15 protein-coding genes and 4 pseudogenes are annotated in these 19,333 nt (G+C 70.8%); 7 read left to right on the top strand and 12 right to left on the bottom strand.

The window, feature by feature from the left end:
- Nucleotides 1–5: 5 nt before the first annotated feature.
- From SAVERM_RS00815 to SAVERM_RS00800, 3 genes are all read right to left on the bottom strand, one after another.
- Nucleotides 6–1,013: an avermitilol synthase gene (locus SAVERM_RS00815; protein ID WP_010981512.1), complete on the bottom strand. Its 1,008-nt coding sequence runs from the start codon at nt 1,011–1,013 to the stop codon at nt 6–8.
- 641 nt (nt 1,014–1,654) lie between these two features.
- Complete coding sequence (locus SAVERM_RS00810) at nt 1,655–2,044, bottom strand: RidA family protein (RefSeq protein ID WP_010981511.1); 390 nt, start codon at nt 2,042–2,044, stop codon at nt 1,655–1,657.
- A gap of 441 nt (nt 2,045–2,485) precedes the next feature.
- Nucleotides 2,486–3,958: a DUF2079 domain-containing protein gene (locus SAVERM_RS00800; RefSeq protein WP_107082910.1), complete on the bottom strand. Its 1,473-nt coding sequence runs from the start codon at nt 3,956–3,958 to the stop codon at nt 2,486–2,488.
- A gap of 173 nt (nt 3,959–4,131) precedes the next feature.
- Between SAVERM_RS00800 and SAVERM_RS00795 the strand changes: the two genes are divergently transcribed.
- Nucleotides 4,132–4,878, top strand: coding sequence for a response regulator transcription factor (locus tag SAVERM_RS00795; RefSeq protein ID WP_010981509.1), 747 nt, complete (start codon nt 4,132–4,134; stop codon nt 4,876–4,878).
- Nucleotides 4,871–6,526, top strand: coding sequence for a sensor histidine kinase (locus tag SAVERM_RS00790; protein ID WP_010981508.1), 1,656 nt, complete (start codon nt 4,871–4,873; stop codon nt 6,524–6,526). Before SAVERM_RS00795 ends, SAVERM_RS00790 begins: the two co-directional genes overlap by 8 nt.
- A 152-nt stretch (nt 6,527–6,678) precedes the next feature.
- Here the strand turns inward: SAVERM_RS00790 and SAVERM_RS00785 are convergent.
- From SAVERM_RS00785 to SAVERM_RS00765, 5 genes and pseudogenes are all read right to left on the bottom strand, one after another.
- Nucleotides 6,679–6,885, bottom strand: a pseudogene (locus SAVERM_RS00785) (NF041680 family putative transposase); the annotation flags it as partial.
- A gap of 350 nt (nt 6,886–7,235) precedes the next feature.
- Nucleotides 7,236–7,661, bottom strand: coding sequence for an SRPBCC family protein (locus SAVERM_RS00780; protein WP_010981507.1), 426 nt, complete (start codon nt 7,659–7,661; stop codon nt 7,236–7,238).
- A gap of 452 nt (nt 7,662–8,113) precedes the next feature.
- On the bottom strand, nt 8,114–8,353 hold the full coding sequence (locus tag SAVERM_RS44065) for an alpha/beta hydrolase (RefSeq protein WP_010981505.1): 240 nt from the start codon (nt 8,351–8,353) through the stop codon (nt 8,114–8,116).
- Between the two features lie 302 nt (nt 8,354–8,655).
- Complete coding sequence (locus SAVERM_RS00770; protein WP_037651981.1) at nt 8,656–10,122, bottom strand: hypothetical protein; 1,467 nt, start codon at nt 10,120–10,122, stop codon at nt 8,656–8,658.
- Nucleotides 10,123–10,409: 287 nt separating this feature from the next.
- A complete protein-coding gene (locus SAVERM_RS00765) occupies nt 10,410–11,402 on the bottom strand; it encodes an AraC-like ligand-binding domain-containing protein (protein WP_037651980.1) in 993 nt (330 codons plus the stop codon).
- A 598-nt stretch (nt 11,403–12,000) separates the two neighbouring features.
- Here SAVERM_RS00765 and SAVERM_RS39085 point away from each other — a divergent pair.
- Nucleotides 12,001–12,528: pseudogene (locus SAVERM_RS39085) on the top strand (RNA-guided endonuclease InsQ/TnpB family protein); the annotation flags it as partial.
- Nucleotides 12,529–12,565: 37 nt separating this feature from the next.
- Here the strand turns inward: SAVERM_RS39085 and SAVERM_RS00760 are convergent.
- Complete coding sequence (locus SAVERM_RS00760) at nt 12,566–12,988, bottom strand: DUF6003 family protein (protein ID WP_010981501.1); 423 nt, start codon at nt 12,986–12,988, stop codon at nt 12,566–12,568.
- Between the two features lie 697 nt (nt 12,989–13,685).
- Between SAVERM_RS00760 and SAVERM_RS39080 the strand changes: the two are divergent.
- Nucleotides 13,686–14,084 (top strand): annotated as a pseudogene (locus tag SAVERM_RS39080) (RNA-guided endonuclease InsQ/TnpB family protein); the annotation flags it as partial.
- 100 nt (nt 14,085–14,184) lie between these two features.
- On the opposite strand, the gene SAVERM_RS00750 reads toward SAVERM_RS39080, so the two are convergent.
- Nucleotides 14,185–14,406, bottom strand: coding sequence for a helix-turn-helix domain-containing protein (locus SAVERM_RS00750; protein WP_010981499.1), 222 nt, complete (start codon nt 14,404–14,406; stop codon nt 14,185–14,187).
- The gene (locus tag SAVERM_RS00745) at nt 14,406–14,897 is read right to left on the bottom strand and encodes a DUF2975 domain-containing protein (RefSeq protein WP_010981498.1); all 492 of its coding nucleotides are present in this window, start codon (nt 14,895–14,897) and stop codon (nt 14,406–14,408) included. The genes SAVERM_RS00750 and SAVERM_RS00745 overlap by 1 nt, the downstream gene beginning before the upstream one ends.
- 268 nt (nt 14,898–15,165) lie before the next feature.
- Here SAVERM_RS00745 and SAVERM_RS00740 point away from each other — a divergent pair, with 268 nt between their 5' ends.
- Nucleotides 15,166–16,368, top strand: a complete 1,203-nt coding sequence (locus SAVERM_RS00740) for an RNA-guided endonuclease InsQ/TnpB family protein (RefSeq protein WP_010981497.1) — start codon at nt 15,166–15,168, stop codon at nt 16,366–16,368.
- 88 nt (nt 16,369–16,456) lie between these two features.
- Nucleotides 16,457–16,984 (top strand): hypothetical protein, encoded by a 528-nt coding sequence (locus tag SAVERM_RS00735; RefSeq protein WP_202497280.1) that lies wholly within the window; start codon nt 16,457–16,459, stop codon nt 16,982–16,984.
- Between the two features lie 699 nt (nt 16,985–17,683).
- Here SAVERM_RS00735 and SAVERM_RS00730 read toward each other — a convergent pair.
- Nucleotides 17,684–17,926, bottom strand: a complete 243-nt coding sequence (locus SAVERM_RS00730) for a hypothetical protein (protein WP_037651979.1) — start codon at nt 17,924–17,926, stop codon at nt 17,684–17,686.
- Between the two features lie 522 nt (nt 17,927–18,448).
- Between SAVERM_RS00730 and SAVERM_RS45670 the strand changes: the two are divergent.
- Nucleotides 18,449–18,544 (top strand): annotated as a pseudogene (locus SAVERM_RS45670) (transposase); the annotation flags it as partial.
- Between the last annotated feature and the right edge of the window lie 789 nt (nt 18,545–19,333).

Genomic DNA, 19,333 nt, shown 5'->3' with positions numbered 1-19,333 from the left:
GCACTTCACGTGGGCAGGACCTCGTCGAAGTACCCGGGGCCGGTGCTGGGCAGGACGTGTGGCGCGCCGGTGTAGCGCCGTGTCTGGGTCTGCCAGGCGTGGTATCCGCTCATCCAGGCCTCCATGACACCCAGGTAGGTGTCGACGTGGGCCCGCTCCACGGCGCTCAGCCCGAGCTGGGCGCACAGGGCGGGTACCTCCCGGGCCAGCTGCTCGAACCGGATGACACGCCGGGCGACTTCCCCGCGGGCCGCGGTGACGGCTTCGTCGCGGGTGCAGCGCCGGGCGTGTTCGATGACGAGGACGAGGTTGTCCATGTCACCGCGTGCTTCCTCCTTTTCGAGGGAGTACACGTCGTTGCACATCAAGGTGACGTCGATGGCCGCTTCCCGCATGATCCGCAGCTGCGGGCTGTGGAACGCGGCCGCCGGGACGGTGATCCCGGCGGCTCTCTCGCCCAGGGAGAGAGGCAGATCGGTGCCGGCGATGCCCCGGCGGACCTGAAGGTAGGACTCCATGTCGCCGGGGGTGCCGCGGAGCCGGTTGATCGCCTCGTGGGCCTGGGCGGCGAAGTAGTACTCCCACTCGTGCGCGGTACGCGCCACCCAGCCCGGGTGGGCGCCGTCGGTGCTGCGGGCCCACACGTCGGCGAACGCCGCCGAGCACGCGTCCGCTCCAGGCCCTGGGCCGGCGCCGTGAACGATGCCGGTCAGCCGCCGGCAGACGCGGGCAGCCCGGGCCGGATCCCGGCCGAGAGGGCCGTCGAACTGGTCGTCGAAGACGAAGAAGAACGCCATCGCATCCGCGCACAGGTCCAACGCGGCGCCCCGGGCGTGGGGGAAGCCGCAGGCGGCCAGACGCGGCATGTCCCAGGAGGTGTACCAGGCGAGGGACGGTCCGTCGCCGACCAAACCCAGACGGCGCACCCAGCCGAGGTTGTGCCGGCGTGTGGCCTCGAGGCCGGGGCTGATCCCCGCGGGCGCGGGGAGGCCGAAGTCGATGTCCTGGGGCATGGGACCTCCCGGCGTCGTGGGCCGCGACGGCGCGTGCCGGCGCCCTGCGAGGGGGTGAGGCCGACCCGCCCGGCGGCGCCCTCGCCCCTCACCGCACAGAGCACTCCCATCCCTTGTTCTTCGCAAGGGATCCCGGCCTTCAGTCCGGGCGGCAATTGCGGCCTTCTCGGCCCGGTGGCGCCCAGCGCCCAAGATCTCCGCGCCTGAGGGGTGACGGTCAGGCCGCCCGGCCGGCTGCGTCTGCCCGCGCGCCGCCGCCGGACTCCGTACAACGCCAGGACAGGAGCGGACGGTTGCCGGTGCCCGGCCGGCCTGATGAAGCCCGGTGGATCCTGCTCAGAAGCTGGTGAATTCCCTTCCCCGGCCGGACGTCTGCTCTTTGGGCCGGGAGAACGCGGCTGCGCGGCGGGGCAGTGAGGGTCCGGGCGGTGAGGCTGAGGGCCTGGCGGCAGCCGGCCGCCGTCCGTTCGAACCGCGCGTTCACAAAGCGAGCCCGCCCCCGTCCATCGGTGATCCTGCTGAGATTCTTCGCGTGATGCCGCTCGCCGCAATCCCTGAGCTGCGGTGATGCCCGGGCCGCGGCGGGTTCACTCGAAGGTCATGAGCAACCCGTCCCACCGCCCGGCCACAGGCTTGCCGAGTCACCAGGGGATGATGGCGAGGGCTTCTACCTCCAGCATGAGCTCCGGCCGGTACAGGGCGGCGACCTGTACTGCGGTACTGGCAGGCGGACGCGCGGTGTCGATGTGCGCGTCGCGGACGGCCCGTACCTCCGGCAGTATGGCGACGTCGGTGACGTAGAAGGTGAACTTGGCGATCTCGGCGAACGTTGCGCCGCCTGCCGCGAGGCAGCGCCGCAGGTTCTCGAAGACCTGACGGGCCTGGGCGGCGGCGTCGCCTTTCCCGACCACATTTCCCTTTTCGTCCAGTGCGACCTGCCCGGAGATGACGACCAGTCGGCCTTCGCCCACAACCACATGGCTGTAGCCGTTCCCCGGGGCGACCCCGTCTGGCGGAATGTGGGTGAGCATGGTCTCTTCTGACTCGTCTGTCTCATCTGGCACAGGTGAACTCCTCGGACGACAGGTGACGAGGCCACGGTATACGGCACCAACTCTGTCCATCCCGGCGTGTGTTGGGCCGTGGGAGCCCAGCACACGCCGCGTCTCAGCTACGTACAGTCGGTGAACGGCCCGGCAAGAGGTGATCTTCGAGCGAAGCCCGGGCACCGCCGCAGCCCCGGGGTGGGGACTGTGGCCGGAGAACGCGTCATGAGCCCAGCGGGCTGCCGGGCTGCTCCGCGATCGTCCTCACCGCCGGCGCCCCCGGCACCTTCCCGGCGGACGCCACCGGACGGCCCTCGGCCTCGGCGTCCAACGGCTCGCCCAGGTACGGGAACAGGGGCGGGCGCAGGCGTAGGACAGGCGTAGGAGGCGCCACGAGCTCCACGGCGTCGCCGGCCTGCGGCTCTGTCAGGGCCGCCGCTGCAGGAGAACGTAGCCGTCCTGGTCCGCGACGGTCCGGTAGCGGCCGTTGTTCCGGACCTCGGACAGCAGCCTGCGGTCGTCGTCGGGTGCAATCGGCCAGCCCTGCGGCTGCGCGCTGTCGTCGATGATCCACTCCGCGTCGGGACGGCTGCCCCCCAGGCCGAACACGCTGACCCGGGCGCGGTTGGTGAGCTGCGGGACCAGCCGGTTGGAGGCGGCGACGGTGGCGCCGTCCGGGATGCGGTCCATCAGCCGCCGGGCGGACGCGAGCCGGGAGTCGGTGTGCCAGGTGGCGGGCTGCGTCAGCTGCCACAGCGGGAACTGGGGCAGCAGGAGCACCGTGACGGCCGCGCTCGCCGCCAGCGCGTACCGCACCGGTCCGGGCCGGGTCAGCGCGTCGACGAAGGCGGCGAACAGCACCGGCATCAGGACCGCGCTGTAGTGGTAGCCGGTTCCCCAGTAGGCCTGGTTGTCCGACGCGAAGCGCCACAGGAGCGTCGGCAGGGCCGCCCACAGGAGCGGGGAGCGCACGGCCAGGAACCCGGTCACGGACAGCAGGGCCAGCACCGTCTGCGCCTTGGTGTCCGGGGTGACCAGTCCCACCGTGTAGTGGAGGAGCAACTCGCCGGCGCCCGGGGTGGCGGACCCCGCGCCGGGCACGCTGGAGCTGTACGCGAACGTGCCGCCGGGGTTGAACGCCGGTATCACGACCAGCATCTCCAGGAAGGACCCGAGCACTCCGGCCAGGACCAGGGCACCCCCCCTCCTGCGGTCGTCGCGCTCGCCGGTGCGCGCGATCAGCAGACCCACGACCGCGACGGTCAGCCCGAGATCCTCCTTCACCAGCAGCAGCGGAAGCGCCCACAGGGCCGCGGCACGCGCCCGGCCACGGCCCACCGCCGTCAGGGACAACGCCAGCAACGGCACCGCGAAGCACACCTCGTGGAAGTCGAACCCGACCGCCTGTGCGACCCCCCAGGAGGCGCCGTAGCCGAGACCGACCACCAGCGCCGCCCGCCGGCCGCGTACCTCCTCGGCCCACCTGGCCAGGGGTATCACCGCCACCGCGAACAACGCGGCCTGCGCCACCAGCAGGGTCACCGGCGCCGGCCAGACCCGGTACAGCGGTGCCAGCAGGGCCAGCACGGGCGAGAAGTGGTCGCCGAGCAGCGGGAACCCCGGTCCCTTGAGCTCGGCCACCGGCAGGTGCCCGTGCGCGTAGGACCGTACCGCCTGCTCGAAGATCCCCAGGTCGTAGCCGGTGGTCAGCATCCGCTGGTGCAGCCGCACGGACAGCGCCGCATACGTCACGAAGCACACCAGGGCGAGCGACAGCGCGGTCGCCCAGCCGGCGCCCCGCGCTGGCCGGGCCGTTCCGGCGACGGGCCCGGCCGCGTCGTCGCGGGACGGGCGGGACGGGCGGGACGGGGAGAGGAGCGCGGTCAGGCGGGTCGGCATGTCGGGGCCTTTCGTCCGGCGGATCACCGGTGCGGCGCTCGCCGCGCGGTGGGCCGGCGCGCCAAGCACCCTTCCGGGGCCCGGACACCGTGCCGGAGAGCCGCTGACCGGGCCCTGACCGAACCTGACGAAGCGGTCAGGGAGCCGCCGGAAGCCTGTGCCAGGCTGGCGGGGTGAGGATTCTGGTGGTGGAGGACGAGCGCGAACTGGCGCAGACGCTGCGCCTCGGGCTGACGGCCGAGGGCTATCGCGTGGACGTGGCCCATGACGGCCGCGAGGGCCTGTGGAAGGCCCGCACGGGTGACTACGCGGTCGTCGTGCTCGACCTGATGCTGCCGCTGCTCAACGGCTACCGGGTCTGCGCCCAGCTGCGCCGCGAGGGCATCACCACCCCCGTGCTGGTGCTCACCGCGAAGGACGGCGACTGGGACCAGGCCGAGGCCCTCGACACCGGCGCCGACGACTACGTCACCAAGCCGTTCACCTACCTGGTCCTGGTCGCACGGCTGCGCGCGCTCATGCGCCGGGCGCGGGGAGCGGCCTCCCCGCTGCTGGCGGTGGGCGACCTGGTCCTGGACGTGGCGGCCAGAACCTGCCTCAGGTCGGGCGTCGCCGTACCGCTCACGCCCCGGGAGTTCGCAGTCGCCGAGGTGCTCGCGCGGCGGCCGGGCGAAGCGGTCACGAAGTCGGAGATCCTGCACCACGCCTGGCCGGACGAGGCCGAGGACCTCAACCTGGTCGAAGTCCGGGTCAGCGCCCTGCGCCGGAAGATCGACACGGCCTTCGGACGGCAGTCCCTCCTGACGGTGCGCGGGGTGGGCTACCGGTTGGTCGACGACCGCGGGGAGACGGAGGAAGACGCCGTTCAGGAGCCCCCGGCCGGGCGGTGGGACGGTGCCGGACGGAACTCCGGTGACTGACGTCCCGAACGGCCGGGATCCGAACGGCCGGGATCCGAACGGGCGCCGCGCCCTGGTACCCGCGTCCCCGCCCGGCATGCTCCGCCGGCTTCAGCGCGCCCGCCTACTCCCACGCTCGGTACGGGTTCTTCGCTCGCTGCGGGTTCTCCCCCGCTCGGTGCGGGCGCGTTCCGCGCTCGCCGCCGCCTTCGCCGCGGCCGTGCTCTTCACCTCCGGGGCCCTGCTGATGCGGCATCAGCTGTACGACGAGCGGCTGCGGGCCACTTCGTCGGTGGCCCAGCAGCAGGTCACCACCCTTCTCAGCGCCACCGCCAACTCATCCATCAGCGGCCCCTGGGGAGCACCGTACGAAATCGTCGCCGGCGACGGCATGCTCCTGGCGTCCAGTCCCGAGCTGGAGCCGTACGAGAAGGACGGCCACGCGTTCCTCACGGGCCCGGGCCGGGGCGGGAGCCTGCCCCTGTACACCAGACGCCGGTTCACGTTCCCCGCCGTGGCCGAGCCGGCGGCCCGCTCGCTGTCCGGACAGACCCTGACCACCGTCGAGGGGACGGTGCCCGCCTCCTACCTGCCCGGCGAGACGCAGGGGCGCGGAGTGGCCGCCGGCGCCCGGGTCCGGGTGTACGTCCTGATCGTCCCGGACGATGCCGAGCGGGCGGTCGGCGAACTCGACCGGGAACTCGTCGTGGCCGTTCCCCTCGCGACCGCGCTGGTGGCCGGGGTGGCCTGGCTGGCCACGCGGCGGGCGCTGCGGCCGGTCGAGGCGATCAGGGCGCGCACCGCCTCGGTGACCGCGGCGGACCCCCGCGAACGGGTGGAGGTACCCGACACCGCCGACGAGGTGGCGGAACTGGCGCTGACCATCAACGCCACCCTCCAGCGGTTGGAGGAGGCGGCCACGGCACAGCGCCGGTTCGTGGCGGACGCCGCGCACGAACTGCGCAGCCCGCTCGCCACCCTGCTCGCGGGGCTGGAGGTGGCCACCGCCTACCCCGACCGGGCCGACTGGCCCGCCGTGGTGTCCGCGGCCGGCCGGCAGGCGCGGCGGCTGAGCGGTCTGACGGAGGAACTGCTCCTGCTGGCCCGGCTGGACGCGGGCGCCCCGCCGGCCCCCGCCGAACGGGTCGACGTGGCGGCACTGGCGGGCCGGCTCTCGGAGGAGTACGCGGAGCGCGCCGGGGGTTCCCCGAAGGTGGATCTCCTCGTCGCCGCGCCGGATGCCGCGACGACGGTGTTCGCGGCACCCGGTGACCTCGAACGGATCCTCCGGAACCTGCTCGACAACGCCCTGCGCCACGCCGTCGGCCGCGTGCTGCTGACTGTGGCCCGGGACTCGGCCGCACCCGGGTCGGTGCTGTGCACCGTCCGCGACGACGGGGCCGGCGTCGCGGAAGCCGACAGCGAACGGATATTTGAGCGGTTCACCCGCCTGGACGAGTCCCGCACCCGTACGGACGGCGGCACCGGCCTCGGTCTCGCCATAGCCCGCGACCTGGCGGCCCGGCACGGCGGCCTGCTCGTGCTGGCGGTGCAGCCGAAGGGTTCGGGGGCGTGCTTCGTCCTCCGCCTGCCCGCGGGAGACCCGATGTCGATACGGCCCCGCCCCTTCAAGGGTCGGGGGCGGTCCGCCAGGTCGCAGCGACTTTGAAGGAGCGCGCCGCGTGACCGCTGCCGTCCCGGCCCGGGGATCCCCGGGCCCCTTGAGCGACGGATTCAGGCCTGCCCGCGCCTTGGAGGGCCGTGGCGGCACCGAACCGGGCAGACGGGCCGGGAGGACGATGACCCATCCGTTCAAGACCAGTTGAGAGCGTCGTACATCGCGCCGTGCCCGCGCCGATGCGCGGCCGTCAGCGTCAGGTCCACCAGCGCGGTCACCGGCCCGTCCGCACACAGCAACGCGTCCGTCAGCTCGAACAGTGTGTCCCCGCGCACGGGCAGGCAGTCGAAGAAGTCGTCCCAAATGCGTGATGCCACCGCGAACGCTTCCCGCCGGGCACCGTGGTGCAGCGCAGCCTGTTCTCGTTCACTGCTTTGGGAACGGCGGATGATCCTGCCGTGGCGGTGTTGGCGTGCTCTCCCGAGTGCTGGATCCACTTCACCGGCAGTGGGCTGCCGGTGAAGTTCCAGGACGGGCAGGGAGGGGCGGGTGCCGTGCTCTCTCGGCGCGGTGGTGGCTCGGTCGTTACTGAGCTTGTTCTTATGATCTGACCTCGAACGATGCCTGGGCCCCCTCAGATCCCGGAATGTCGTCCACCGCCCGGCCCTGACGGGAAGAGGCCATCCGCAAGAAGGCTGCGGATGGCCTCTCCCGACATGGCCCTGAAGGCCGTCACGTGGGGGACACGTATGCCGGGAGGTCAGCCGGCGGCTGCCGTCTCGGCGAGCTTCTGGAACTCGCCGAGGTCGTAATTCGCCAGCGTGGAGTCCAAATTGGTGAGCGCCCCGATGTGCTCGACGAAACCCTTCGGGTCGTACTCGATCTGCAGGGTCACACGGCTCGACGTGTCGCTGAGCCGGTGGAAGGTGACAACGCCCGCATGGTGAACGCCCTCCGTGGTCTGCCAGGCGATGCGGTCCCCGGGGATCACCTCGGTCAGCTCGGCGACGAAGTTCTTGTCGGCTCCCGGCAGCGACAGCTGCCAGGCGAAGCGCCGCTCGTCCAGTGGCTCCACCAGGCGCACGTGACTCAGGAAGGACGGCCACCGGCTCACGTCGCTCCACAGTGCCCACGTGACGGCGACGGGGGCTTCGATATCGACGGTCTCCACCAGTGATGCGGACACACGGCACCTCATTTCATGGTCGGCTCGACGCCGGATCTGACGAGTTGGTGGAGCCCGCTTACCCGCAGGCACTGGCCTCACACGAACACGTCCACACGCCGCCCCCGCCCGTGACCCGCAACGCTTCGCCCGCCGTACGCAGGCCGCTCGGCTCAATGGGGCATGAACCGGTCCGGCTCCCGTGACGCCTTCCGAAGCCCCGACGCCCAGGAGGTGCCGTCCGGCGGGGTGGACATCCCCGTCAGGACCGAGACCTGGACGTCCTCGAACACACGTTTTGGAGCCGCACCGGGCCGCACCGGGCCGCACCGGGCCGGCCTCGGCCCCGGCGCGCTCCGCAAGGGCCGGCACCGCGGCGGTGATCCTTCGGAGAGCGTTCTGGCGGATCTCGCCGGGGTGTGCGCTGAGCGGCGGTATTGATTCGTTCGCGGGGTGTGATCCAACCCGGGAGGTCAAGGCCGATCGGCGATGCGGTGCGCCAACCAGGCAAGGGCGGGCGGCATCCGGTACTCGACGGCGTGGTGGCCACCCTCGAACAGCTCGAAATGCACGATGTCGTCGGCCACTCCAGCTTCCGTAAGGGCATCGCGGAAGGCCAGTGCGCCCAGGTCGAGGAACCACTCGTCGCGGGTGCCCGCGTCGATCCAGATGCCGCGCTGGGAGCGGAGGGCGTCGGCGTGCGTGGTGGCCATCCGTACCGGGTCCCAGGCCAGCCAGCGCTGCCACTCGTTCTCGCGCAGGGCCCCGGTGCGCGGGTCGAAGGGAAGGGTGGGGGAGCCGTCGTGGCCCGGGGAGAAGCAGGCGGAGACGCCGAGGATCTCCAGGAGGTTCAGGTCCTGACCAACCGCGGTGCAGGCGCCGCGTCATACCTGCACTGGACGAGGACGGCCAGGACGGTGCTGGCATGACCGAGGGCCCGCCACCGGCGCCGCCCTTGCTGCCGGCCACGCGGTTCAACGGCGCCAGGTCCTGATGGGCGATGATGCCGCGGGTGTCAGGCGCCGGGCGGGCGAAGCCCGGCCACCGCCCATTTCGCCCGCGTGGACAGCCGGCTGAGCGCCTTCGCCGACTCCTTGCCGACCGTGTCCAGCAGGAGCCTGCCGTGCCCCATCGTCGCACGCGCGAGTTCCGCGTCACCCGCCTCGGCCGCGGCGAGCGTCAGCTCCAGATGCTGCTCCGTGATCAGCCGGCCGAGCCCCCGGCGGTGCCACTGGCAATCCGCCCCGCCCGGCGTGGTGCCCCCGGCGCCGACCGCCGCCCGTGCCCGCTCCAGCGCCCGCCCCGCTGCCACGAGGTCACCCCTGCGGCGCTCCAGACGGGCCAGGACGTACGCCTCCGAGGCCCGGTCCCATGCAGTGTCCTGAAGCGAGAGGAGGTTGAACTGGGCGCGGGCCGCCTGCGCGTAGTCGCCGATGCGCTCCAGCGCGCGGCTCAGCTCCCGCAGCCGGTCCGCGTCCGGCCCCGTGTCGTCCAGCATGCGGATGAGCGCGACCCGGGCGCGCTCGATGCGACCCTGCCGGCGGGCCAGCTCGATCCAGGTGAACTCGCTCTCCGCAGCCACATCCCGCCCGTACCGCTTCGCCTCCTCGGCGCGGGCCCACTCCACGGCTTCGGCGCTGTCGGTGACCTGCCCCCCGGTGGCCGACCGCAGCAGCGAAACGTCCCCCTCCCGCCCGTGCAACGCCACCAGCACCGCAGCCAGCCGCCGCTCCTCGAACCGCTCGGTCCGCGCGGCACTCTCGTGCTCCAGCAGCAAACGCAGCAGCGGCAGGTCGCCGTCACGGCGGTCGTACTGCGCCGCCCGCAGCACCCCCGCCCGCAGCACCGGATCCCCAGCCGCCTCCTCCCGCGCGCCCAGACCGCCGCGGCGCATCCGCTCCAGCACCTCCCGTCCCGGGCCAAGGACAACGTCGCGCAGGGGCTGGCGGAAGGACTCCTCCAGCCGGTACGCGCAGAGCTCACGGGAGTTGAGCAGGACGTGGTCCGGCTCGGTGCGCCCGGCAGCCGACTGCGACATGGCAAGGAGTTCGGCCAGCGGCCGGTCCGGCAGACCCAGACCGCTGATCAACGCCGCTCGCTGCGCGTCCAGTTCGGGGGCGAACTCCTCGCGCGCTGCGTGGTCCGCCGCACGTACTTCGGCGAGCAGGTCCTCCTCGTCCAGCTCCGCGGAGATGTTCTCGCACCACCAGGGCAGCCGGACGAGGATCTCGAGCGCCTCGCCGACGCTGTCGGCGAGCAGCACGGCGTCGCCCTCGGAGGACGCGTGGAGCACGGCCGTTGCCCCGCACAGGAAGTACGTGCCGCCGGTGTCGTCGCCGGCGATCGGCTCCAGCGGCGCACCGGACGCCAGGTGCACGGCCTCGACGTGGTACGCCCGGCTCACATCGAAGCCGAAGGGGAACGCGGCCAGTTCGGCCAGATCGGGGCGGGTGCGCAGGAGTTCCAGAACACGGTCGGTCATACCGCCGGACCCTAACGGGGCTCCAGCACGAACATCCGGCGCGGACTGGCATGTTGAGGTGGCCGCGGATGCGCCCCAGCCGTGCGACAGGAACCGCGGACAGACCCTCGGCGTGGAGGACCTTCGGCGCGCAAGACGTTGGGCCCGCTGCGGCCGGCGGGCTGGCACCGACACCCTGGCGTGGCCGTACCGGCGGGGCGTCGTGCCCCGCCGCCGGCCGGCGACGGGCCCCTCTGGTGCCTCCCTTCCTAGGGGGAGGGCGGAACCACCCGAGGCGGAAGCGGGCTTCAGCCAGTGTGCCCGGCGCGGCCTTGCGACGGCGGTCCTCCGCAGTGCCGACGGTACTCGCCCGGGGGCATTCCGTAACGTGCCTTGAAAGCCCGGCTGAACGCGGCAGCATCACAGAAACCGGCACGGACCGCGATCGCGGCGACGCTGTGCCCGGCCAGACGGGGGTCGGCGAGACCGGCCCGGCAGCGCTCCAGCCGCTGCTCGCGGATGAACGCGCCGACCGTCCTGCCGTCCTCCCGGAACAGGTACTGCAAAGCGCGCAGCGAGATGTGGTGGGCCGCGGCGACGGCCGTGGGGGTGAGCCCCGGCTCACCGAGCCGGGACCGGATGAACGACTTGATCTGGTGCAGTTGTGCCACCCGCCGTGCCGCTGTGGTCTGCGGTCCGTCAGCACCGCTCAGCCCTGCCAGGAACGCGGTGGTCAGATCGACCACGGCAGACGCCACCCGGCCGGTCTGACCGGCCTCCAGCTTCGGCCCCTGCTCGACGAGCCCACCGAGCAACTGGCTCAGCAGGGCACCGATGCCCGTCCTGGACGGCAGCGCAGTGGCCACCATCCGGCGCAGCGCCTGCTCCGGAACGGGCACCGTGCGCCGGGGCAGATGCAGCACGATGGACTGGGCCACGTCGTCGGTGGCGATCGATGCCCAGTACGGCTGGGAGGAGTCGTAGAGCACCAGGTCACCCGGTCGCGGATTCACCTGGTTGCGGCCCTGCTCCCGCTGCATGGCCCCTTTGACGACCAGGGCCAGTACCCACAGTTCGGGGTCGGAACGCCGGATGAGGCGCCGCGAACGTATCGACTGCATGGCAGGGAACGCAACGCTGGAGACACCGATCCCCTCACCCAGCGACAACAGCGTCGCCGAAGCGGAGAAGTCCTGGACGTGCTCGGTGACGATGTCGTGCGGTGCCATGTCGCGGGCCACCAGCTCGCAGAACCAGCTGAACCGCTCGGCTGCCGGCACATCCCGGCTACAAAGCGTCATCACCCTGTGGTCCCACCCGTCTTGGCAGCCACCCGCAGATACACAGCGAGGCACAGCTTCCGCCCCACCTGCATGGTCGTGCACCGTAAATGGCCTGGGGAAGCACGTTATGCGACAAGGACAGCCGCGCCGGGCCCGACGGCCGCTGCGTCCGACGCCTCCGCCCGCCATCGAAGCGCTCGCCCCCCGCGCCTGCCGAGTCCGGTGACGGACAGCCGCCGTATGCCGTGCGCGGAATGCCAACAGTTCCTGCGCCGCCCGTCAATGACCTGCGGAGTCCCGGGCGGTGAGGATAAGGCCCGTACCACGCCGGCGGGAGCGTGGTACGGGCCGCCGGGCGGAGCCCGGGGATGCCGGGGGGGGGAAGCCCTCGGGCTCCGCCCGGCCGGGGGCTGCCGACGAAACGCGCCGCTGCGGGTGACGGAAAATCCGTCTGAACACTCACCGCAGCTGAGACGCGCCAGTACGCCGCCGACCACGACCGGCTCACCAACTTCCAAAGGCATGACGGCCGCACACAAGACACAGGGGCGGGCCGGCAGACGTCACCCTCACCTTCACCGGCACCCCGGAGGATGCCCCGGCCTTCAGGCCGGGGAAGAAGAAGCGTGAGGCGGCCTTGCCGACGCTGAACTACACCGGCGCGGGTTCCGGCTGAAGGACGGTCGCCTGTACCTGGCGGGCGGGATCGTGCTGAGGGTGGTGTGGTCGCGCACCCTGCCGGCCGAACCCTCCTCGGCGCGCGTGTACCGGGACAGCGTCGGACACTGGTTACTGCTCGTTCGTGGTCCCCACTGAGGTGCGGCCGCTGCCAAAGACCAGCCGGGTGCTCGGCGTGGACTGGGGCGTGAAGGAGACCGCGACCACCACCTCCAACGCCCACGACCTGCCGCACGCCCAGCACGGCCGCAAGGCGCAGGCTGGGCTGACCCGTTACGACCGGATGAGGGCCCGCCGCCGGCCGAAGAAGGGGCAGGCCGCCTCGAAGGGCTACCGCGAGGCGAAGAAGTGGCGGGCGAAAACCTACGCGAAGATCGCCCGACAGCGGCAGGACACCGGCCGCAAGTGGGCGAAGAAGGTCGTGACCGACCACGACGCCATCGCCGTCGAGGACTTCAGGCCGAAATGCGGAGCCTGCCAGTGCTGGCGGCCCCGCACCGTCTTCACCCGGAGGAGGCGGCCACGGCCGCCGGTTCCTCACCCGTCAGTTCCACGATGCGCGCCAGGGGAATTCCGGCCGCAAGGGCCCGCCTGAGCAGGGTGTCGCGGCCGTCCGTGCAGTCGCGGTAGGCCAGGAGCTCCTCCTCGAGGCGGGCGACGGCCTCAGGGGCGTTGTGGTGACGCAAGCGGCTCAGTTCCGCCTCGCTCAGCGGAACCGGCAGCCGTTCCGCCTGCTCCGGAATCGCCGCGGTCTGTTCCGGCGGCAGTATCCGCAGCGCCGGGGACGTCGTCGTGACACCCTGCGCGTCGAGCCACGCCCGCACGGCAGGGGTGTCCATGCATGACAGCTCACCGGCCACGCTCGGCGGCACGCCGAGCGGCACGGCCGGGTCGTCCAGCAGGAAGAGATAGGCGTCGTCGGTCATCGTCGGCGTCTCCGGGGGAGGGGGCAGGTCGCATTTCCCCTACCCCTTCGCGCCGAGATCACCGCCAGGCGACCGCCGCAACGTTGCCGACACCCTGCCGCACGACGCCCCGGCCCCAGTGGGCACAAATGGCCTTGCAGGCGATCCCGCCTGCCTTGCGGAGATACAAGCCCGCCCCCACCGGGTGTACCCGAGGCCGAATCGCAGGTATTCCCGGCCGTCTCCAGCCTCGTATCCGCGGATTCTCAGGCGGATACGCGGTGGGCGTTGTGGTCAGCTGGTCCGCGCCTCGGCCACGGCTGCCCTCACTGCCTTTGCGCTCCAGGGGCGCTGCGGCGCGAGCTGCGGTTGCCCGATCTGCGCGTTTGTCCTGTGCCCCTGAACGGCATGGCAGGACAGTCAGTCGAGCCACTGCCTCCAGCGGGCATGGGGCGGATCGCAGCGGCCTGAGTCAACGGCCTGTTGGTAGGCGCGATCGGCGAGTTCATTGTCCGACCACACTCGGCCGTTCACGTCAGGGAGATGGTGCCCGTTGCCGTCGGTGACTTTGGAGATGGCGACGACGCAGTCGGGGCGCACGGTGTGTGCTGCATACCAACTAAGGGGCGCAGTGACCAGGGCAACGACTGTGCAGGCGATGACGAGCAGCTGCCCCGGACTGCCAGCTCTGTGCGAGATCACCGGCGCATCGTACTGAGTGCGAAGTGCCGACTTCATCGCGCACGAAGACCTCAAGATCCGCACCATGAGCAAGGCCCCCGCGCCGTAGTCCGACCCCGGCCGGGCGGGCGCCTTCCTGCCCAACGGGGCCGCCGCCAAAGCCGGGCTCAACAGGTCGGTCAACGATGCCGGTTGGGGGGTGTTCCTGACGATCCTGCACGCCAAGGCTGAAAGCGCCGGACGGGAAGTGATCGCCGTTAACCCCCGCAACACCTCCCGAGAGTGCCCCGAATGCGGGCACACCGCCAAGGGGAACCGGCCCGCACAGGAGAAGTTCCACTGCGTCGCCTGCGGCCACACCGCGCACGCTGACACGGTGGGTGCTCTCAACGTCTTACGGGCCGGGCTGGTCCGTCGCGACGCCAACCCGGCATAGCGAGTAGCCCCGTCCTTCAGGGAGGGGAGGAGTCACGCGGTTTACGTGCCGTGTCACGGGCCGGTGGTGCCAGGCGTTTTCACGCCCGCCCTGGGGCACGTCATCCGCCTGCGGCGTCCTCGGCCTCCCAGCGCAGCAGGTCGCCCGGCTGGCACTTGAGCACCTCGCAGAGCGCGGCGAGCGTCGCGAAGCGCACCGCCTTGGCGCGGCCGTTCTTGAGTACCGCCAGGTTGGCGGGCGTGATCCCTACGCGGTCCGCGAGCTCGCCTACGGACATTTTCCGCCTGGCCAGCATCACGTCGATGTCGACGGCGATCGGCATCAGATCACCTCGTCCAACTCGGCCTGCATGTGCGCCGCTTGGACATCGCGCGCGACGGCCTGGGCGAGCAGCATCCGCAGCACGAGCACGATGAGCGCGACCCCCAGGATGGCCAAGCCAATCCCGCCCATGATGACGGTGACGCCCGGGTCGTCCCGCTGGCCCGGCGCATTGATGACCGTGACCGCGAACCACACGAGGGCAGCCGCCACGATCGCGCCGATCACGCCGTCCACGTACCGGAAGGCGGCGTGGGAGAACACGGTTCCGCGTCGCACCATCGCCACCAGCCGCCACACGCAGACCAGGGCGACCTGGACCGACACCATGCCCAGGATCGTGATCACGCGCAGCGGGGTCAGCGGGAGCGATCCGTCCTCCGGGTCGCTCCCGCTGACCAATGCCCACACCATCCCTGCCTGTACGAACAGGGTGCCGGTGAGCACCACCACGAGCACGGCGCGCAGCGCACGCACTGTCAGCTTTCCCACGGCCCATCATCCTTCCATCGAGTTGCGATGGGAATCTATCGAAATTCGATAGGCTGAGCAAGGGCTGGGGCGGAGGGTGGGCGGCGGTTTCGCACTGTGGCGGGACGCCGCCGCCTCTCATCGGATTCCTTTCGTGGATACCCCCGCTTCAGCCGGGGGAGGAAACGAAACTCCTGCGCAGCAGGGCAACGGGCTGGGATTCGCCGCCAGGGCGGATCCCAGTGCTCTGACCCGCAGGTTTGATCACCACATGTGGCCCCGTTAGCGTGTGGGCGTGACCCCGGGCCAGGTGAAGCGGGCGTTCAAGTACCGCTTCTGTCCAACCGATGCGCAGGCAGCGGAGCTGTCGCGCACGTTCGGATGCGTGCGGAAGGTCTACAACCTGGCGCTCGCCGCCCGTACCGAGGCGTGGGCGCGGCAGGAGCGGGTCAGCTACAGCCAGACCTCCGCGATGCTGACCGCGTGGAAGAAGACCGAGGAACTGGCGTTCCTCAGCGAGGTGTCGTCGGTTCCGTTGCAGCAGACACTGCGGCACCTGCAGAGCGCGTTCATCCACTTCTTCGCCAAGCGCGCCAAGTACCCGCGCTTCAAGTCCCGGAAGAAGTCGCGGAGGTCCGCCGAGTACACGGCCAGTGCGTTTTGCTACCGGGACGGGAAGCTGACGCTGGCGAAGATGTCCGGCCCGTTGGACATCGTGTGGTCGCGGCCTCTGCCTGAGGCGGCGATGCCCTCTACGGTGACTGTGTCGCAGGACAGCGCGGGCCGATGGTTCGTTTCCCTGCTGTGCGAGGACCCGTCCGTGAGGCCGCTTCCTGCGACCGATACGGCGGTCGGTATCGACGTGGGTCTGGACCACCTGCTGACTCTGTCCACCGGCGAGAAGATCACCAACCCCCGGCACGAGCTCCGGGACCGCGCCCGCCTGGCCAGGGCACAGCGCAGCCTTGCCCGCAAGGCCAGGGGTGACGGAGCCAACCGCAGGAAGGCCCGGATCAAGGTCGCCAGGATCCACGCCCGGATCACGGACCGGCGCAGGGACGGCCTGCACAAGCTGACCACTCGACTCGTGCGTGACAACCAAACGCTCGTGATCGAGGACCTGAGCGTGCGCAACATGGTCAAAAACCGGAAACTCGCCCGCGCCATCAGCGACGCGGCATGGAGCGAGTTCCGGAGCATGCTGGAGTACAAGGCCCAGTGGTACGGACGTGGGGTGATCGCCGTGGACCGGTGGTTCCCCTCGTCCAAGTTGTGCTCCCACTGCGGCACCCTGCAGGACACGATGCCGCTGAACGTGCGCAGGTGGACGTGTGGCTGCGGCACCACGCATGATCGCGACGTGAACGCGGCGAAGAACCTTCTGGCCGCCGGACTGGCGGTGACAGTCTGTGGAGCTGGTGTCAGACCTCAACGGAGAACTCCGGGCGGGCAGTCGGCGACGAAGCAGAAACCCTCACAGCGCGAGCCGTGAGAATCCCCCTCCTTCAGGAGGGGGAGAAGTCAAGACGAGCCCCGCTTCCTTCCGTGACCAGGCAAATTGGTCCGACGGCTACTACGAGTTGGCCATCGAGGTGGGATCCACTGATGACGCCCGACTGCAGGCAGTCCTGAGCGCCCTGTGGTCCGCAGCAAACGTGCAGGGTTGCTTTGGGCAGTCGGACCGTGAGCCTGAGGAACAGGATGCCGTTCCGTGCACGGTCGCCTCTCTGGCCGAGTTCGGCCACCTTTACGGTCGTGTCCGCCTGCCGACGGGCCAACTGGTCGTGTGCGGTTGCGTGGCGGTCCGCGGAGGCGACGAAAGCAGCGACTGGCTGGACTTGTACGTCCCTGTGGGAGCGCTGGATCACGCGGGTGTCGCGTACTGGGACGGCCGGCCGTTCTTCAGATCCGCTGCCACGGACGACTGGCTTGCCGCGGTCGGGGCCGAGGCTTTCAGAAGCGCGTCCTTCAGTCTGGGCGTCATCGGCTTCGAGGCCTCCGGCTGCACCAGCGCATCGACGATGGCAGGCAGGCTGCCGGAGGAGCGGGACATCGGGTACCTGCTGCCCCGGGGTGAGGTCTTGCACTACGGCGCCGCCAACACCTGAGCCCTGCCGGTCTGGGGGGTGCTCGTAGCGGCGGTGCCCGTTCAGCCACGCCACGGTCCGCTCGGCAATCGCGTGGGCAGGCGACCCGGCGGCCATCCGATAAGTCCGCCCGGGCCCGGGCGGACTACTCGGCGATGCGGAGGACGATCTGGATCTGCCCGAGCACCGACCTGGACGCCGCGCCCGCCGACACGGAATGCGACAACAGACCGCGCACCGCGGCCGGCACTCCCCTTGACCCGGCGCTCTCCGTTGAACCAGCGCAACTGAAGACGGCTGCAGTCAGCCATGCTTCCCTTCCCTTCGCTTCGGCCATTTCCGTGAGGTATTTGACGAGCGAAAGGGTCATCCGAACGGGCCCATATTCTCATGGGGGCTGAAGTGACCAGAAAGTATTGTTCGTTATGGCTCGCACCTGAGTGCGGGAATAGCGGGGCAGCTCCTCCGGGACCCGAAAGGCCGGAAAGCCAGTGACTCGCACGGGGGTGAATGCGGCGCCCATTTGACGGTCACCGTGCACCGCGGGACGGCGCGCCGGGCAGGGCGCGGGGCGGACTTGAGCTCGCCTTCGGCTGTACTGGCCCGGGCGTATTGGTGAGTGGACGGGGTGCTGCGGGCGCCGCGATGGCCGCACAGGCGGCGCAACGCAAGCCGGTCCCGCGCCAAAGGGGCGGGACCAGCTCTTCACGGCGTCCTGGATCAGTCCTCGACGGGGCCGACCACCGTGCAGAAGTTGCCGATGTTCTGGGAGTTGTCGCCGACGGCGGCCGCGCCCTGGATGGGGAGGAAGGCGGCGCCACCCTCGAACTCCTGCTGGCAGTCCACGACCTGCAGGTTGGGGATGACGACGTCCGGGCCGTCGCTGGCGTGGGCGACCCCGCCGCCGAGAGCCATGCCGCCGACCATGACCGCTACGGCCGCGACCTTCTTGACCTTGTTCATTACTTCTCCGTTTTCTTCGCGCACCCAGAGCCCTTACGGGCCGTGCTCGGACAGTCACAGAAGATAGCACGCGACTCACTTATCACTGCATTTCCGGCACATCCGACTGAGTGCGACTAATTAATCTATATACGTTTTAGTGATACCGGAGTCGTGAACCACCTCACCGTTGGCGCCGGTTCCCGTTCCCGTTCCCGTGCCGACCGCCGACCGCCGACCGCCGACCGCCGGCGCACTCCGCGCGGACGGTGCCCGGCAGAATGCCCCTGTCGACGGGCATCTGGCCGACGGCCTGCGCGTACGGCCAGTGCGGCGGCAACTGAAACAGCAGCCCGGGCGGTTGAAGCCGCCGCCGTTGGAGCCGCCGGCTCGCCTCTACGGCGGATCGGACCGTAGGGGGCTGGGAGACTCGAAGGAGCGCGGTGGCCGGGCCGATCGCGACCGCAGCTTCAGCATCGGGCTTCGGGCCATCTGGGTCCCGAGCTGCACGACGAGGTCGAGCGGGGCCGCGCGGACGCCCTCGAGGGCGAGGCCAAAGTGCCGATGACGCCGCCGGCCGTCCGGACCTGGAGTCGGCGCGGCCGTACCCCGGTGGTCCGGGTCCGCTCCCGGCGCCGGATCTCGCCCCGGCCCGGCCGGCACCCCGTACGAGAAGTGCCCTGTCCCCGGCATTGCAGCTGCTGGGGACAGGGCACTTCTCGTACCTGCGCTCGGAGAAGCGTGCAGGTCGCTGAGCGTACTGCTTCTGCTCGGGCGGTGGGGTCAGGCGCGTCGTCCTCGGGCCGTCGCAGTCCCGGTCCAGGGCCCGGCAGCCCGCCAACCGGGCGGTTTTCCTTCCGGGCCGGTCCGGCACGGCGCCCGGCCAAGGCGCGGATGTACGCGGACGCTGATGGCCTCCGGGCCTCACTCGTGCGCGTACGGGGGGCTGTGCAGTTCCTCGCCGGCCGGCGCCGGACGAAGGCTGGCTCGCTTGCGCGGTGAGCGACGGCGGCGTTCAAGGTGCTTGGTCGTTTCCGGGTGCGCGGACGGCGCCGGCGCGCTACCGGCCGGGCGGCGTCCACTGCTCCAGGCGACCGCAGCGCCCCGGCGGCTGGGGGCGTGGCGCGGATCCGGCTGCCGCTACGGGCCGGGGTGTTGTGCGTCAGCCCGCGTGGCTGTTCACCCGGGGGGGTGTGGGTTCACCACCGCAACCATCTTGAATTCTGCGGCGGATTGGCTTATGAGCAGTTTTTCGTCAATGCGCTGCCGAGGCGCCCCGTTTCACGCCTGTGGCGCTCGCCTGAACGGTTGACTTTGTGAGTGAACCCTTGTCGTTCAGCTCACTCTTCTGGGTTACTTCTCGTGTCCGTACCAGCGGCATTCGAATCCGCAAACGGAAGCGGGCAGGCCCCTGAATGGGCGTCAGGT

This window comes from Streptomyces avermitilis MA-4680 = NBRC 14893, assembly GCF_000009765.2.
Taxonomy (GTDB): Bacteria; Actinomycetota; Actinomycetes; order Streptomycetales; family Streptomycetaceae; genus Streptomyces; species Streptomyces avermitilis.
Note: the sequence above shows the minus strand (reverse complement) of the source record. Positions and strands in the feature narration are given on the sequence as shown.

What these genes read in the sequence shown, in the direction of transcription:
- SAVERM_RS00800 (WP_107082910.1), bottom strand. Translation starts at nt 3,958, where the DNA reads ATGCCGACCCGCCTGACCGCGCTCCTCTCCCCGTCCCGCCCGTCCCGC.
- SAVERM_RS00730 (WP_037651979.1), bottom strand. Translation starts at nt 17,926, where the DNA reads ATGAACAAGGTCAAGAAGGTCGCGGCCGTAGCGGTCATGGTCGGCGGC.
- SAVERM_RS00810 (WP_010981511.1), bottom strand. Translation starts at nt 2,044, where the DNA reads ATGCTCACCCACATTCCGCCAGACGGGGTCGCCCCGGGGAACGGCTAC.
- SAVERM_RS00770 (WP_037651981.1), bottom strand. Translation starts at nt 10,122, where the DNA reads ATGACCGACCGTGTTCTGGAACTCCTGCGCACCCGCCCCGATCTGGCC.
- SAVERM_RS00765 (WP_037651980.1), bottom strand. Translation starts at nt 11,402, where the DNA reads ATGACGCTTTGTAGCCGGGATGTGCCGGCAGCCGAGCGGTTCAGCTGG.
- SAVERM_RS00815 (WP_010981512.1), bottom strand. Translation starts at nt 1,013, where the DNA reads ATGCCCCAGGACATCGACTTCGGCCTCCCCGCGCCCGCGGGGATCAGC.
- SAVERM_RS00750 (WP_010981499.1), bottom strand. Translation starts at nt 14,406, where the DNA reads ATGCCGATCGCCGTCGACATCGACGTGATGCTGGCCAGGCGGAAAATG.
- SAVERM_RS00760 (WP_010981501.1), bottom strand. Translation starts at nt 12,988, where the DNA reads ATGACCGACGACGCCTATCTCTTCCTGCTGGACGACCCGGCCGTGCCG.
- SAVERM_RS44065 (WP_010981505.1), bottom strand. Translation starts at nt 8,353, where the DNA reads ATGGCCACCACGCACGCCGACGCCCTCCGCTCCCAGCGCGGCATCTGG.